The 14,471-nt window shown below is 61.5% G+C and carries 10 protein-coding genes; 3 read left to right on the plus strand and 7 right to left on the minus strand.

The window, feature by feature from the left end; all coding sequences use genetic code 11:
- Positions 1-3: 3 nt before the first annotated feature.
- A complete protein-coding gene (locus GA0061100_RS29665) occupies positions 4-309 on the minus strand; it encodes an immunity protein Imm33 domain-containing protein (protein WP_425298727.1) in 306 nt (101 codons plus the stop codon).
- Complete coding sequence (gene polA / locus GA0061100_RS29670; protein WP_075856447.1) at positions 306-3,308, minus strand: DNA polymerase I; 3,003 nt, start codon at positions 3,306-3,308, stop codon at positions 306-308. Before polA ends, GA0061100_RS29665 begins: the two co-directional genes overlap by 4 nt.
- Before the next feature lie 539 nt (positions 3,309-3,847).
- Here polA and GA0061100_RS29675 point away from each other — a divergent pair.
- The gene (locus tag GA0061100_RS29675; protein WP_075856448.1) at positions 3,848-4,264 is read left to right on the plus strand and encodes a MarR family winged helix-turn-helix transcriptional regulator; all 417 of its coding nucleotides are present in this window, start codon (positions 3,848-3,850) and stop codon (positions 4,262-4,264) included.
- A gap of 80 nt (positions 4,265-4,344) precedes the next feature.
- Here the strand turns inward: GA0061100_RS29675 and GA0061100_RS29680 are convergent, their stop codons facing one another.
- Entirely contained in the window at positions 4,345-6,687 is a 2,343-nt protein-coding gene (locus GA0061100_RS29680; RefSeq protein ID WP_075856449.1) for a bifunctional diguanylate cyclase/phosphodiesterase, read from the minus strand.
- Positions 6,688-6,886: 199 nt separating this feature from the next.
- Between GA0061100_RS29680 and GA0061100_RS29685 the strand changes: the two genes are divergently transcribed.
- Both GA0061100_RS29685 and GA0061100_RS29690 read left to right on the plus strand, forming a co-directional pair.
- On the plus strand, positions 6,887-8,275 hold the full coding sequence (locus GA0061100_RS29685) for a M20/M25/M40 family metallo-hydrolase (protein ID WP_075856450.1): 1,389 nt from the start codon (positions 6,887-6,889) through the stop codon (positions 8,273-8,275).
- Positions 8,276-8,398: 123 nt separating this feature from the next.
- The gene (locus GA0061100_RS29690; protein WP_075856451.1) at positions 8,399-9,322 is read left to right on the plus strand and encodes a nucleoside hydrolase; all 924 of its coding nucleotides are present in this window, start codon (positions 8,399-8,401) and stop codon (positions 9,320-9,322) included.
- A 48-nt stretch (positions 9,323-9,370) separates the two neighbouring features.
- Here GA0061100_RS29690 and GA0061100_RS29695 read toward each other — a convergent pair whose 3' ends face one another.
- The 4 genes from GA0061100_RS29695 to GA0061100_RS29710 all read right to left on the minus strand — a co-directional run bounded on the left by GA0061100_RS29695 (position 9,371) and on the right by GA0061100_RS29710 (position 14,284).
- Complete coding sequence (locus tag GA0061100_RS29695) at positions 9,371-10,363, minus strand: alpha/beta hydrolase fold domain-containing protein (protein WP_075856452.1); 993 nt, start codon at positions 10,361-10,363, stop codon at positions 9,371-9,373.
- Positions 10,364-10,421: 58 nt separating this feature from the next.
- The gene (locus GA0061100_RS29700; RefSeq protein WP_075856453.1) at positions 10,422-11,591 is read right to left on the minus strand and encodes a M20 aminoacylase family protein; all 1,170 of its coding nucleotides are present in this window, start codon (positions 11,589-11,591) and stop codon (positions 10,422-10,424) included.
- An 81-nt stretch (positions 11,592-11,672) separates the two neighbouring features.
- On the minus strand, positions 11,673-12,734 hold the full coding sequence (locus GA0061100_RS29705) for an ABC transporter ATP-binding protein (RefSeq protein WP_075856454.1): 1,062 nt from the start codon (positions 12,732-12,734) through the stop codon (positions 11,673-11,675).
- Positions 12,731-14,284 carry an ABC transporter permease gene (locus GA0061100_RS29710; RefSeq protein WP_244557989.1) on the minus strand — a complete coding sequence of 518 codons (1,554 nt, stop codon included), beginning with the start codon at positions 14,282-14,284 and terminating at the stop codon, positions 12,731-12,733. Before GA0061100_RS29710 ends, GA0061100_RS29705 begins: the two co-directional genes overlap by 4 nt.
- Between the last annotated feature and the right edge of the window lie 187 nt (positions 14,285-14,471).

The following is a 14,471-nucleotide window of genomic DNA, read 5'->3' on the forward strand; positions in this document are numbered from 1 at the left end:
AGATCATTCGACCCGCCACACATCCTCATAACCCTGATCGTCGATGATGAACCGCGTTCCCACCGGAAGACGGAGGTATTTGACGACGGCGGGCAATAACTCGCTCAGATGCGCCGTGTGCACGGGTTGATAAAAGTCCTTGGCGTCGGAATATTCGCCACAATAGAAAAACCAGCTGATATTGCCGTCCTCGGGCGCGGCCTGCCGCACCCCATGGATCGGCATGCAGCCGAGCGTCGACAGGGCGAGGGCCACCATATCTTCCGGCTCGGTTTCCGACTTGCCCGGTTCGAGCTCGCTCCCGCTCAGTGCGCCTCATCCCAGTTATGAGCGGCGCGGGCGTCGACCTTCAGCGGCACGGCCATGTCGACCGCCGGCATGGCGGCGTTTTCCATGACCGAGACGATGATCGGCGTCGTGCGCTCGACATCGGCATCCTCGACTTCAAAGATCAGTTCGTCATGCACCTGCAGAAGCATGCGCACGCGATCGCCAAGGCCGGCTGAAGCCAGCGCCGGCTCCATCTTGATCATGGCGCGGCGGATGACGTCGGCGGCCGATCCCTGGATGGGCGCATTGATCGAGGCACGCTCGTTGAAGGCGCGGACGGAAGGATTGGAGGAGCGGATTTCCGGGAAGTGGATGCGGCGACCGAAGATGGTCTCGACATAGCCCTTGTCGCGCGCCGCCTGCTTGGCGCCATCCATGTAGTCGCGGATGCCCGGGAAGCGTTCGAAATACTTCTTGATGTACTCGCCGGCCTCCGAGCGCTCGATCGAGAGCTGGTTGGCGAGACCGAAGGCGGAAATGCCGTAGATAATGCCGAAGTTGATCGCCTTGGCGCGGCGGCGCACCTCGCTCGGCATACCCTCCACCGGCACGCCGAACATTTCCGATGCCGTCATCGCATGAATGTCGATGCCGTCTTCGAAGGCCTGCTTGAGCTGCGGGATGTTGGCGACATGTGCCAGCACGCGCAATTCGATCTGGCTGTAGTCGGCCGAGACGAGTTTGTGACCCGGCGTCGAAATGAAGGCGGTGCGGATCTTGCGGCCCTCCGCCGTGCGTACCGGAATATTCTGCAGGTTCGGCTCGGAGGACGATAGGCGTCCGGTCGTGGTGGACGCCAGCGAATAAGAGGTGTGAACGCGCTTCGTCTCGGGATGGACGTAGCCCGGCAAAGCATCCGTATAGGTGGATTTCAGCTTGGTGAGCTGGCGCCAATCGACGATCTTGCGCGGCAGTTCGAAGCCGGCGGCCGCCAGATCCTCCAGCACCTGCGCGGACGTCGACCATTGCCCGGTCTTGGTCTTGCTGCCGCCCGCCAATCCCATCTTGCCGAAGAGAATGTCGCCGAGCTGCTTCGGAGAGCCGATATTGAAGCGTTCACCGGCCAGATTGTAGATCTCGTCCTCAAGGGCGGCGGCGCCCTGCGCCAGCTCGCCGGAAAGGCGAGAAAGGATCTGCCGGTCGATGGTGATGCCACGCTCTTCCATATGGGCAAGCACCGGCACGAGAGGCCGCTCCAACCGCTCGTAGACGACTGAGAGTTTTTCTGCCGCAAGTCGTGGTTTCAGCACCAGCCACAGACGCAGCGTCACATCGGCATCCTCGGCGGCATAGGCCGTGGCGCGATCGATATCGACGAGATCGAAGGTAACATTGGACTTGCCGCTGCCGGCCACATCCTTATAGGCGATCGGCTTGTGGCCCAGCCAGCGCTCGGACAAGCTGTCCATGCCGTGCGTGGCATTGGAGCCGCCATCGAGCACGTAGGACAGCAGCATCGTGTCATCGAAAGCCTTCGTCTCGATGCCGTAGCGCTTCATCAGCAGGTAGTCGTATTTCAGGTTCTGCGCGATCTTGAGGATGGAGGCATCCTCCAGCAGATCCTTCAATCTCGCCAGCGCATCACGTAGCGGAATCTGATTGTCGGCCAGGCCGCCGCCGAGCAGATCGCCGACGCCGGTCTTGTGGGTGAGAGGCACATAGGCAGCACGGATCAAAGCGCCCGTCGGATCGTTGCGGTTGTCGGCGATCGCCAGCGAGAAGCCGACAATCTCGGCTTGCATGACATCGAGCGACGTCGTTTCGGTGTCGAAGGCGACGATGCCGGTCTCACGTGCATCGGCGATCCAGCGGTCGAGCGTGGCGATATCGCGAATGGTCACATATTTCGAATGATCGATCGGTGCGGTGGCAAAGCTTGCAGCACGCGCATTGGCAAGCTCCGCCGGCTCCGTCAGCCCTTCGACAGCCAGACGCGGCTTGACCGCCGGCGCCGGCACGGAAGCACCTTCAGCCGAAACCTCGCTGCCAGCCACGAGTTCGACATTTTCGCCGACATCGAGATCCGGGCCATGCGCGGTCTCGGCCAGCTCGACCTTGACGACGGCGGGTTCGATCGCCGCCGGATCGCAATCGCAGGCATCGGCCACGCGGCGCGTCAGCGAGGTGAATTCCATCGCCTTGAGGAAGCCGATCAGCTTCGGACCGTTCTGCGGCTCGAGCACCAAGGCGTCGAGGCCGAGATCCAGCGGCACATCGGTCCTGAGCGTCACCAGCTGGCGGGAAATGCGCGCAAGCTCGGCATTGGCGATGATGTTTTCGCGGCGCTTCTGCTGCTTGATCTCGTCGGCGCGTGCAAGCAACGTATCGAGATCACCGAATTCTTCCAGAAGCTGCGCCGCCGTCTTCGGGCCGATGCCGGGAATGCCAGGCACGTTGTCGACCGAATCGCCGGTCATGGCCTGCAGGTCGATCATCTTCTCGGGCGGCACGCCCCATTTCTCGATGACGTCGGGAATGCCGATCTGCTTGTCCTTCATGCTGTCATACATGTGGACCATCGGCGTGACGAGCTGCATCAGGTCCTTGTCGGACGAAATGATCGTCACATCGGAACCGGCGGCTTCCGCCCGGCGGGCATAGGTGGCGATGATGTCGTCGGCCTCGAAACCGTCGGTCTCGATGCAGGGCAGGTTGAAGGCGCGCGTCGCCTCGCGGATGAGGCCGAATTGCGGGATCAGCTCCTCCGGCGGCGCTGAACGATTTGCCTTGTATTCCGGGAAAATCTCCTTGCGGAAGGTCTTCGAGGAATAATCGAAAATGACGGCAAAGTGGGTCGGCGTCACCCCGACCGAGGTGTCGCGCGCCGAGGTCAAAAGCTTCCACAGCATGTTGCAGAAACCGGAGACGGCGCCCACAGGCAATCCGTCGGACTTGCGCGTCAGCGGCGGCAGGGCGTGAAAGGCCCGGAATATGAAACCGGAGCCGTCGACGAGGAAGAGATGATCACCTTTTTTCATGGAAGCATGGATAGCGTGACGCACTTCCAACGTCCATATAAACTTCAGTTTTGCAGGCTGGAACGCTTCGGCTTTTCTTCGAATCGCGGAAACGCTCCATCTTTTGTTTTTACGCAATTTCGGACGGAAAACCGCGATACACTTTTCCTCGAATTGCTTTGATGAGAGGACCAAATCTCTCACCGAAACGTTACTAACTTTTAATCAATCTAATCTGCGCATTCCCTTGAAAAACCACATTCGGAACCACAAATTCTACTCACCGGCGATTGATACGCCGCGGGTCTGGCAACCGGCCTGTCCCCCGCCATGTCAGACTTGGACAAAGGCCTATCCCCTCTCCGGGCCTTTGTCCCCCCTTTCATGAGCCGCCATGGCGTCCCCTCCAGGCCATGGCGGCTTTTTCATGCGAAAAGTACAACCTATAAACGTGAAAAAATCGGCTGAAGTTGCTGATTTCAGAGGAGCTCTACCCAAATAATTGCTGATTGTCTTGACCTTGAATTATCGGCATATTTGCAATCATGGGATTTAATCGGATGGACTCCGCAGCCTACCTTGCCAGTCAAATGGCGAAGGGATTCGCTCGCTCGTTACAACAACGCGCGGCGAAGCTTGGCTTTTCCCCCGGTCAGTTTCCGATCCTACTGGAACTATGGTCCGAAGACGGGCTGACGCAGAAGCAGCTGCTCGAAAGGGTCGACATCGAACAGGCGACGATGGCCAATACACTGTCGCGCATGGAGCGAGACGGGCTGGTGGAGCGCCGCCCGCATCCGTCGGACAAGCGGGCGCAGCTGATTTTCCTCACAAGCAGGGCTGCGGCCATGCAAGCGGAAGCGATCGAGGCCGCCATGGCCGCCGACACGGATCTTCTCAAAGACTTTCGTCAGTTCGAACGCGAACTGCTGCTGGAATATATCCGGCGCGTGCTGGAGAATGCCAAGCAGCTCTAGCGCGATCATGGGAAAGAGCACCGCAGCTTTCCGCCTTTGATTGCATCAAAAGAATACTACCCTTCAAAGCAGCGAATGCCCTAGCCCCGCCCGACCACCTTATCCAGCGCAATATGGTATTGGCTGGGTCCGACATCCGGCTTGCCGAAGAATATGCCTTGAAGCTGCGCACAGCCTTCCTCGATGACGATGCGACGCTGGGTTTCCGTTTCCACACCTTCCGTTACGACCGGCATGTTCAGGCTGTGCCCGAGACCGATGATGGCGCGCACGATGGAACGCGCTGCCGGATCATGCTCGAGGGCGCCGGTGAAGCTGCGGTCGACCTTAATCTTGTCGAAGGGGAAGGCGCGCAGATTGCTGAGCGAGGAAAAGCCGGTTCCGAAATCATCCATAACCACGCGGACGCCGAGGCGATGCAGCCGCTGCAACGTCGCGATGACGGCCGTGCGTTCACGCATCAGGGCTGCCTCGGTAATCTCCAGTTCGAGGCGCTGCGGCTCGAGGCCGGTCTTGCGCAAGATCCGCTCGATCTGGTCATAGAGGGTCGGGATCATGAATTGCAGCGGCGAAAGGTTGACCGCGACGCTTGCGGGTTCGCTCCAGCGTACCGCCTCCTGGCATGCCTGCTGCAGCACCCATTCCCCGATCGCCACGATCGAGCCGCTTTCCTCGGCAATCGGAATGAAGGTTTCGGGATCGATCACGCCCCGATCCGGATGCGCCCAGCGCAACAGAGCCTCATAGCCGCTGACCCCATCGCTGCCGACATCATAGATCGGCTGATATTCCAGAAAGAGCTGGCGGCGAAGAATAGCCTGGCGCAGATCGTTCTCAAGCTGGCGGCGCGTGCGCACGGCCTTATCCATTTCCGCATCGAAGAAACAGGCATGGCCACGGCCCGCATGCTTGGCGCGATAAAGCGCCATATCCGCATTGGCATAAAGTTGCTCAGCGCTCGCGCCATCACGCGGATAGATGGCGATGCCGATGCTGACGCCGACGGCGGTCGGATCTCGAGCCGTATCCATCTCCATGCCGAATTCCGCAAGAATGCGCTCCGCGAGACGCGTGGCCCCCTCGGGTTGCCGCCGTTTGGGCTGGATGATGGCAAATTCGTCGCCGCCGAGCCTTGCCACCGTATCGCCGTCCTCGATCGCGCGCTGCAGGATGCCGGCGACCTTGCAGAGGATACGATCGCCTTCGGCATGACCGAAGACGTCGTTGATCGCCTTGAAACGGTCGAGGTCCAGACAGAAAATCGCGACTTCGCCGCCCCGCCGATTGACCATCTGCAGCGCTTGGCGCATGCGCTGGTCGAACAGCGAGCGGTTGGGAAGATCCGTCAATATGTCATGGTGCGCCAGGTGCTCGATCATCTGCTGCGCCTGGCGGCGCTCAGTCAGGTCGCGCACGACAAGCACGCTGCATTCGTAGCCGCGATAGGTGATGGAACGCCGCACGGTTTCGACAGGGATTGCCTTGCCGTCATGGCCCGATAGCGTCGTCTCCAGCGGAATGGCGACTTCGGCATGGATATCCATGTCGATGGTGAGGAAGACTTCGGGCGCAACACCGATCACCTGCTGTGCCGACCAGCCGGAAATGGCAAAGAAGCGCTCGTTCGCATCGATCACCCGACCGTCACGGACGATGAGCAGCCCTTCCAGCGAAGCATTGGCGAAACCGCGGAGGTCAGTCAAATGACGGTCGATGAAGATGGCGCCGAGAGCAATGAGGATCAGCCCCATCGCTGCAGCCATGACGATGCCGGCAAGGATGCTTCGATCCATGGAGAGAGCAGCATCCGATGCGCCCACTTCGGGGGTGAGCGTGACGCCGCTCATCGCGGTGAAATGCAGGGAGCAGATCGCAAGCAGCAGAAGAAGAGCGCCAGCCATAATACGTCTGAAGCCGTGAAGGCTGCGAAACATGAGGAAGGCCAGCGAGGAGAAGATGGTGCCGATGGCGACGGAAGCGATGACGCGCGGTATATCGAAGGTAAGCTCTGCCGAGGCTTCGATGGCCTGCATGCCTGTGAAGTGCATGGCGGCTATTCCAAACGCTATCAGCATGCCGCCGACCGCAAAGGAAACGCGATTATCCCATTCGAAGGCGACGGCGATGGCGAGCCATGAGCCGACGATGGCAAGAACCACCGAAAGCACGGTCAGCGAAACGTCATAGGAGATCGGAAGGCTGCTTTCATAGGCGAGCATGGCGATGAAATGCGTCGCCCATATGCCGACGCCGCTGGCGAAAGCCGCAGCAACAATCCAATAGCGACGCTGATGCGACTGGCATTCCTGCGCACGCGAAAAAAGAAGCATGGTGGCAAGGCTGCCGATGAGGCAAATGACTGCCGCCACAACAATAAGCCTGAAGTCATGATCGTCACGAATACATGCAATCACTGAAAACATTACGCGTCTCCAGAATACGCTTCTGGATTGAGGTTATTTCTAATAATCTAAAAAACTTGTAAACTACATACGCAACTAATCACATAAGAGCGCACCTCGATCGAAAGACGCAAGCTACGGTAAATTTTCAGTTTTAACGCCTCGAAACCGACAGGCCTTTGGTCTATCGTCCCTCCAAATCTCATGCAAGGAGTCGGACATGACCGATCTATCGCCCGTTCTCGATCGCGCCGATCAGAACCTGCCTTCCAGCCTCGACAATCTCTTCGAACTGCTGCGCATCAAGTCCATCTCCACGGATCCGGACTACAAGGCGGAATGCCGCAAGGCGGCGGAGTGGCTGGTTGCCTATCTGAACTCGCTGGGCTTCAAGGCCTCCGTGCGCGACACGCCCGGCCATCCGATGGTGGTCGCCCATCACGATGCCGGCAGCGCAGATGCTCCGCATGTGCTGTTCTATGGTCACTACGACGTGCAGCCGGTCGATCCGATCGAGCTTTGGGAAAGCGATCCTTTCGCCCCGGCGATCAAAGACGTGGGCAATGGCCGAAAGATTCTGGTCGGCCGCGGCACCTCCGACGACAAGGGCCAACTCATGACCTTCGTCGAGGCGGTACGCGCCTATAAGGAAACCAGAGGCACGCTGCCGGTGCGCATTACCATTCTGTTCGAGGGCGAAGAAGAATCCGGCTCGCCCTCCCTCAAACCCTTCCTCGAAGCCAATGCCGCCGAGTTGAAGGCAGATTTCGCCCTCGTCTGCGACACCGGCATGTGGGACGGCGATACGCCGGCAATCTCGGCTGGCCTGCGTGGATTGGTGGGTGAGGAAATCGTCATCACCGCAGCTGACCGCGACCTGCATTCAGGTCTCTACGGCGGTGCCGCCGCCAATCCCATCCATATCCTCACGGATATCCTCGCCGGCCTGCATGACCAGACGGGACGCATAACCCTTGCCGGCTTCTACGAGGGTGTTGAGGAAACGCCCGCCAACATCAAGGCCTCCTGGGAGACGCTCGGGTTGACGGCCGAAAAATTCCTCGGCGACGTCGGCCTGTCGATCCCGTCGGGCGAAAAGGGCCGTTCGGTGATGGAGCTCACCTGGGCGCGCCCGACGGCCGAAGTGAACGGCATCACCGGCGGTTACACGGGCGCCGGCTTCAAGACGGTGATTGCGGCCAAGGCATCGGCCAAGGTTTCCTTCCGTCTCGTCGGCCAGCAGAACCCGGCAGCGATCCGCGAAAGCTTCCGCGCCTATGTCCGCTCGAAAATCCCAGCGGACTGCTCTGTGGAATTCCATGAGCACGGCGGCTCGCCCGCCATTCAGCTTTCCTATGATTCACCGTCACTCACCAAGGCGAAGACAGCGCTCTCCAACGAATGGCCGAAGCCTGCCATCGTCATCGGCATGGGCGGCTCGATCCCGATCGTCGGCGATTTCCAGCGGATGCTCGGCATGGAATCCCTACTCATCGGTTTCGGCCTCTCCGACGACCGCATCCATTCGCCGAACGAGAAATACGAGCTGCGCTCCTACCACAAGGGCATCCGCTCCTGGGTCCGCGTGCTCGACGCGCTTGCCGACTAAGCGATCTGCGGGTGCGCATGCGCACCCACTGCCATTCCCGACGGATGGCACGGAATGCCGTCATCCGGGGCCAAGGGCCAAGGCCGCCATCGTGTCAATTCATAGCCGCCGATGAGATAAAACATGGGAATCTGGATCGATACCGATATGGGGTTCGATGACATCGCCGCCATCCTGGTGGTCGCGCATTCGGATCTCGCCATCGACGGCGTTTCGCTGGTCAGCGGCAATGCACCATTGTCCCATGTCCAGGCCAATGCGGCGAGTGCGGCAGCGGTCTTCAATTGGACGTTCCCGATCCATACCGGCCGTGAGCTGCCCGTGCTTTGCAAGCTGGAAACGGCACAGAGCATTCTCGGCCAGACAGGCATTCCAACGACCGGCAGAAGCCTGCCGCCAGCCGATCCGCTTCACGTGAGCAATGCCTTTGATGCCCTCAGCAATTGGCTTTCCGACGGCAACGGACCGAAACGCATTCTGGCGCTCGGGCCGCTCACCAACATCGCGGCGCTGGCGCTCGCTCGGCCGGATCTCGCCGCCCGCATCGACGAGCTGACCTGGATGGGCGGCGGCGTCACCTCGGGCAATCATACAGCATCGGCAGAGTTCAACGCCTTCGCCGATCCGGAAGCGCTCGCCATCGTCCTTGCCCACGGCCTGCCGTTGCGCATGATCGATCTCGACATCTGTCGCAAGGTGCTCGCCTGGCCCGAAGATGTCGCCCATTTCCGGAAGATAGCCGGCGAAAAGGCGCAGCTGCTCGCAGACCTGCTCGAGGGCTACGTCAACATCGCCATCAGCCGCGGCAGGCAGGCCATGGCGATCTATGATCCGACAGCGGCCGCCATTTTTGTCGAGCCTGACATCGCCACTCTTCGGCATGCTCGGATCAACGCGGAATTGCAAGGGCAGCATACACGCGGGCGCACCGTCGTCGAAATGCGGGGGTCGCATGGGCAATTCAATGCCCATTTCGCCGCCGAGATCGATGCGGAGAAGGCGCGGTGGATCATATTCGACGCGCTGCTTCGGGAAGCCGGTCGCTAGTCCCTTTGGTCCGGAACAGCGATCGTCGATCCCTGCTCTCCAGGTGCTCTAGGCCAGCCCCAGATGCTGTTTCACAAATCGCGAGACCTCCCCGGCCAGTTCGCGATCCTCCGGCGCGCCCATAAAGCCGCCATGCGGCATGGCTTCGAAGACGTGAAGCTCGACGGGGACGTCTGCGCGGCGCAGGAGACGATGCATGCGCACCGCATTGGAGAGGAACAGGTCCCGCGTGCCGCTCTGCAGGAACGTCGGCGAAAAACCCTTCGAGAAATCGCCGAAGAGCGGCGAAAGATAGGGATGAGCGAGATCCGCACCCTTTGCATAAAGCAGATTGTTCGGCATGAGCGACCCCGGCAGAACGACATCGACAAGCCGATTGACCTGAAAACTGTCTCCCGACTCCGTCAGATCCAGTTCCGGCGAGAGGAGAACCAGCGCGGCCGGCAGCGGCAAGCGTTCATCGCGAGCGCGTAATGTCATCGCAGCCGCAAGATTGCCGCCGGCCGAGCGTCCACCGATGATGATGTTTTCCGGCCTGTATTGCGTCAGCAAATGGCGATAGACCGCCATGCAATCGTCGAGCGCTGCGGGATAGGGATGCTCCGGCGGCATGCGGTAGTCTATGGCGTAGCAGCGGATGCCGTGCTGGTCGGCCTGGCTCTGCGCCCCGGCGCGGCAGGCAGCTCCGCCACCGACGACCAGCGCGCCGCCATGAAGATCGATATAGGCGCAGTCTTCCGGGAAAGTGCCGTCAGGCGTCGCGATATAGACGCAGGCGCCCTCGATCTCAACCGTCTGCACGCTTGAACGCACTTGCGCCACCAGCCTCTCGGCCGCTGCCTGATAATAGACATCGGCGAAGGCCTTCAGCTTCATCCAGCCATCGAAATCGTTGACGTCAGGCATAACATGCAGCGCATTCAAGGGGGTTCCGTCTTCGCCGACGGCCCGCCGCAGCGCTGTCTGCGCCTCCGCACTTATCGACGTCGGAAACGGCACCGTCCGCTCCGGCAGTTTCACTCCGTTGTACTTATCGTTCATGATGTCTCTCGGCAGGTTCGTCTGCGAATGGCCGCCGACGTCTTGATAGTGATCCCGGTCAGGCCTGCAATTCCTGTTCGACCAGCGTCGTCCAGAAGGCCACGCCCGAAGCGATTGCTTCGTCGTTGAAGTCGTAGGCGGTATTGTGGTGCAGGGCACCATCGACAGCCGGGCCATTGCCAAGCCAGACATAGCAGCCCGGAGCGTTCTGGCCGAAGAAAGCAAAATCGTCGCCGGCGGTCGATGGCGGAAAGTGGGTCTGCACGTTCTCGCCAAAGACGGCCGTCGCAGCTTTCAGCGCCCGCGCTGCGGCATCGGCATCGTTGACGACGGGCGGGATGCGGCGCTCGAACTGGTAATCGACGGCAATGTTGAACATCGCAGCCGTACCATGCGCCAGGCGCCCGATTTCCTCTTCGAGCTGATCGCGAACCTCCGGCGTATAGGCGCGCGCCGTGCCGCCGATCTCGACCATATCGGGAATGACGTTCAGTGCCTTCGGATCGCCCGCCTGCAAAGAGCAGGCGCTGACGACGGCCGGCTGCAGCGGATCGACCACACGCCCGACGATGGTCTGCAGCGAAGACAGGAAGGTCGCGGCCGCCGTAATCGGGTCCTTGCCGAGATGCGGCTTGGCGCCGTGGGTTCCCGTGCCGCGAAAGGTGACGCGCCATGTATCCGACGAGGCCAGCTGCGGCCCCTCGACGACGGCCATCTCATCAACTGCAAGGCCCGGCATATTGTGCAGCCCGTAAACGGCATCGCAGGGGAAAAGATCGAAAAGACCCTCTTCGACCATACGCCTGGCACCGCCACGACCTTCCTCTGCCGGCTGGAAGATGAAGTGTACCGTGCCGGAAAAGCCGCGCCTGGCGGCAAGCTGGCGTGCGGCGCCGATCAGCATGGTCGTGTGACCATCATGTCCGCAGGCGTGCATCTTGCCGGGGATGGTGGATTTGTAGGGCCGATTGACCTTCTCTGGCATGGCGAGCGCATCCATATCGGCACGAAGGCCGATGCGGCGCGTGCCGTTGCCGACCTGCAGCGTTCCCACCACACCGGTCTTGCCAAGGCCGCGATGCACCGTCAGCCCCGCTTCCTCCAGCAAGGTGGCGACGATGCCGCTGGTGCGCTCCTCCTCGAAGCCGAGTTCAGGGTGGGCATGAAGGTTGTGGCGAAGCGACGTCAGGAAGGGGAGATCGGGCTCGATCTCATCGGGAAAGGACATGGGAGATTCCTTCGGCATAGAGCACGATGATGGCGTGCCCTATCTTCCCCAAAGCCGTGCCCGCTTCAACCCAAATGACGCTCAGGCACCGAGCTTGTTGAAGACATGTGCCTTTCCGATAACGGTCACCGAAACCATGCTGCCGATTTCGGGCAGGCCGACGCCGGAACTCTTGATGTTCAGCGTCTCCGAACCATTGGCATCGGAGAGCACGACCGTGACAGCGCAGACGGCGCCGCCAAACTCGATTTCCGTTACCTTGCCGATGCAGGCAGCACCTGCCCCGGCCTCATCGATGGCCCCGAGGCGCAATTGCTCGGGCCGCAGCATGATGTCGGTGCGCCCCTGCCGGCTCTCGGTATCGACCGGAATCTGTCCCAGGACACATTTTGCCGATCCGTTGTGGAGATCGGCCGGCAGCACGATGGCATCGCCCAGGAAGAGCGCCGTCTCGCGATCCCTGGGCGTGAGATAGAGGGCTTGTGGCGTTCCCGCCTGAATGAGCGTGCCTTCACGCAACACGGCGACCTGATCGGCAAAAGACAGAGCCTCCGCCTGGTCATGCGTCACCAGAACCGCCGTGATGCCGGCGATCTGCAGCACGCGGGCGACGGCCTTGCGCATGTTTTCGCGCAGGCCGGTGTCGAGCGCGGAGAAAGGCTCGTCGAGCAGCATCAATCGCGGCTTGCGGCCAAGCGCGCGGGCAAGCGCAACGCGCTGCTGCTGGCCGCCGGAGAGCTGGTGCGGGCGGCGGTCGAGCATGCCGCGATCGAGTTCGACCATGTCGATGAGGGCGTTGATGCGCTGCTCGCGGTCGCGCGCGCCGCGCTCCATGCCGAAACCGATATTTTCGGACACGCTCAGATGCGGAAAAAGGGCGCCATCCTGCGAGACGATGCCGATGCCGCGACGATGTGCCGGCACGATGGCTTCACCATCCGCCAGGGTCTCACCCTGCAGCACGACCTGGCCTGCATCGGGCACCTCGAAGCCGGCGATGATGCGCAGCAGCGTCGTCTTACCCGAGCCGGACGGGCCGACGATGGCCGTGCGGCTGCCGGCGGCGACCGTAAGATCGATATTGTCGAGCGCATGCACGGGGCCATAGTGCTTGCTGATATTCTTGATCGCCAGAAAGGTCATTGTCCGGCCGTCCGCTTGGATTGCACGTAAAGGAGAAGGGTGAGCGGCAGCGACAGGACGACCATCATGAAAGCGTAGGGTGCTGCGGAAACATAGTCGATCTCGCTGGTCAGCGACCAGAATTTCGTCGCCAGCGTTTCCGTGCCGTTGGGGGAGAGCATCAGCGTTGCCGTCAGCTCGTTGGTGATGCCGAGTGCTACGAGCGCCACGCTGGCGGCAAAGCCGGGAGCGGCAAGCCGCATGGTGATCTGCCGCACGGCTTGCGCCGGCGTGCGGCCGAGCGCCATGGCGGCGCGCTCGAGCTCAACGGGTGCCTGGGCGATGCTGGCCCGCAGGCCGACCATGGCGCGCGGCAGGAACAGCAGGATATAGGCAAGCAGCAGGGTTGCGAAGGTCTGGTAGAGCGGCAGGACAAGCCGGACGGTGATCGACACCAGCGCCAGCGCGACGACGACGCCCGGCAGCGAACCGACATAATAGTGGCAGGCTTCGAGAATGCGCTGCAGCCGGCCCGGCGCACGCACCGACAGCCAGGCCATGGGAGCTGCGGCAATAGTGGTCAGAAGACCGCCGGCAACGGCCAGCGCAATAGTCTGCAGCAGGGTGGAGCCGACCGTATCGATCCGCCAGACGCCGACACCGCCAAGATAAAGCCAGCGCGCCAGGGTGACGAAGGGAACGCCGAGCGTCAGTATGGCGGTCACGACCGGCAGCGCGATGGCGGGAACCATGAACCAGCCAAGACGGCGGCGATCCGTCGGCCGCGCCGCACCGGAACCGACGCGAGCATAGCGTTCGTTGCCGCGCACCAGCACCTCGATGCCGAGCAGCAACAGGCAGCAGAAGACGAGAACGCCGCCGAGCATGTTCGCAGCCGGGCTGTTGTAGGCCGACTGGAACTGATCAACGATCGCTGTCGAGAAGGTATCGAAGCGGATCATCACGTAGAGACCGTATTCCGCCAGGAGATGCAGGCCGATCAGCAGCGAACCGCCGCAGATGGCAAGGCGAAGCTGCGGCAGGATCGCGCGGAAGAAGACGCGCCAGGGGCCGAGGCCGAGCGAGGCAGCGGCATCCTCGATTGCCGGATCGAGCCGGCGCAGGGCGGCGGCAACAGGCAGATAGAGGAAGGGATAATAGGCTAGCACTGAGACCAGCACGCCGCTCCAGAGCCCGCGCATGCTCGGCACGAGGCTGACCCAGGCATAGCTGTGCACGAAAGCGGGCACGGCAAGCGGCGCAACCGCCAGCCACGACCAGATGCGCGCGCCGGGAATATCGGTGCGCTCCGTCAGCCAGGCGAGCGTCACCGCCAGCAGGATGGATAGCGGGATGGTGCAGACTTCAAGCAGGACAGTATTGACGAGCAGTTCGCCGACGCGATTGCGGAAGATCAGGGCGATGACCTCGGCCCAGCCCGTATCGATCGTGATCCAGATGATGAAGCCGAGCGGCACCAGGCTCAAAAGCGCGACGACGGAAGCAAGGGCGACGACGGAAGCATGCCGGACACGGCTGCGGGGAGCGGCCGTCAACGGGGGCATTCGCATGGCGGCTGGCTCGCCGGCGTATGTGTTCTTCTGCAGCAAATCCGAGCTGCCTTTCACGCCCTGAAATAGGAAGGCAACCGCCGCTTGCGGCGATTGCCCGATCGATTAGCCTAAAGGCCATCCGTATGCCCCTAGCAGGGCATAGGACAAGGATGCAAGAGCCAAGCCCGTCCGAACGCGCTCTAAA

Origin of the sequence: Martinezella hainanensis (assembly GCF_900094555.1) — a bacterium.
GTDB classification, from domain to species: Bacteria; Pseudomonadota; Alphaproteobacteria; order Rhizobiales; family Rhizobiaceae; genus Rhizobium; species Rhizobium hainanense.

Excerpts from the sequence above, each read along its gene's own strand:
- GA0061100_RS29680 (WP_075856449.1), bottom strand. The coding sequence starts at position 6,687 with ATGTTTTCAGTGATTGCATGTATTCGTGACGATCATGACTTCAGGCTT.
- GA0061100_RS29695 (WP_075856452.1), bottom strand. The coding sequence starts at position 10,363 with ATGAACGATAAGTACAACGGAGTGAAACTGCCGGAGCGGACGGTGCCG.
- GA0061100_RS29700 (WP_075856453.1), bottom strand. The coding sequence starts at position 11,591 with ATGTCCTTTCCCGATGAGATCGAGCCCGATCTCCCCTTCCTGACGTCG.
- GA0061100_RS29690 (WP_075856451.1), top strand. The coding sequence starts at position 8,399 with ATGGGAATCTGGATCGATACCGATATGGGGTTCGATGACATCGCCGCC.
- GA0061100_RS29705 (WP_075856454.1), bottom strand. The coding sequence starts at position 12,734 with ATGACCTTTCTGGCGATCAAGAATATCAGCAAGCACTATGGCCCCGTG.
- GA0061100_RS29710 (WP_244557989.1), bottom strand. The coding sequence starts at position 14,284 with ATGCGAATGCCCCCGTTGACGGCCGCTCCCCGCAGCCGTGTCCGGCAT.
- polA (WP_075856447.1), bottom strand. The coding sequence starts at position 3,308 with ATGAAAAAAGGTGATCATCTCTTCCTCGTCGACGGCTCCGGTTTCATA.
- GA0061100_RS29675 (WP_075856448.1), top strand. The coding sequence starts at position 3,848 with ATGGACTCCGCAGCCTACCTTGCCAGTCAAATGGCGAAGGGATTCGCT.
- GA0061100_RS29685 (WP_075856450.1), top strand. The coding sequence starts at position 6,887 with ATGACCGATCTATCGCCCGTTCTCGATCGCGCCGATCAGAACCTGCCT.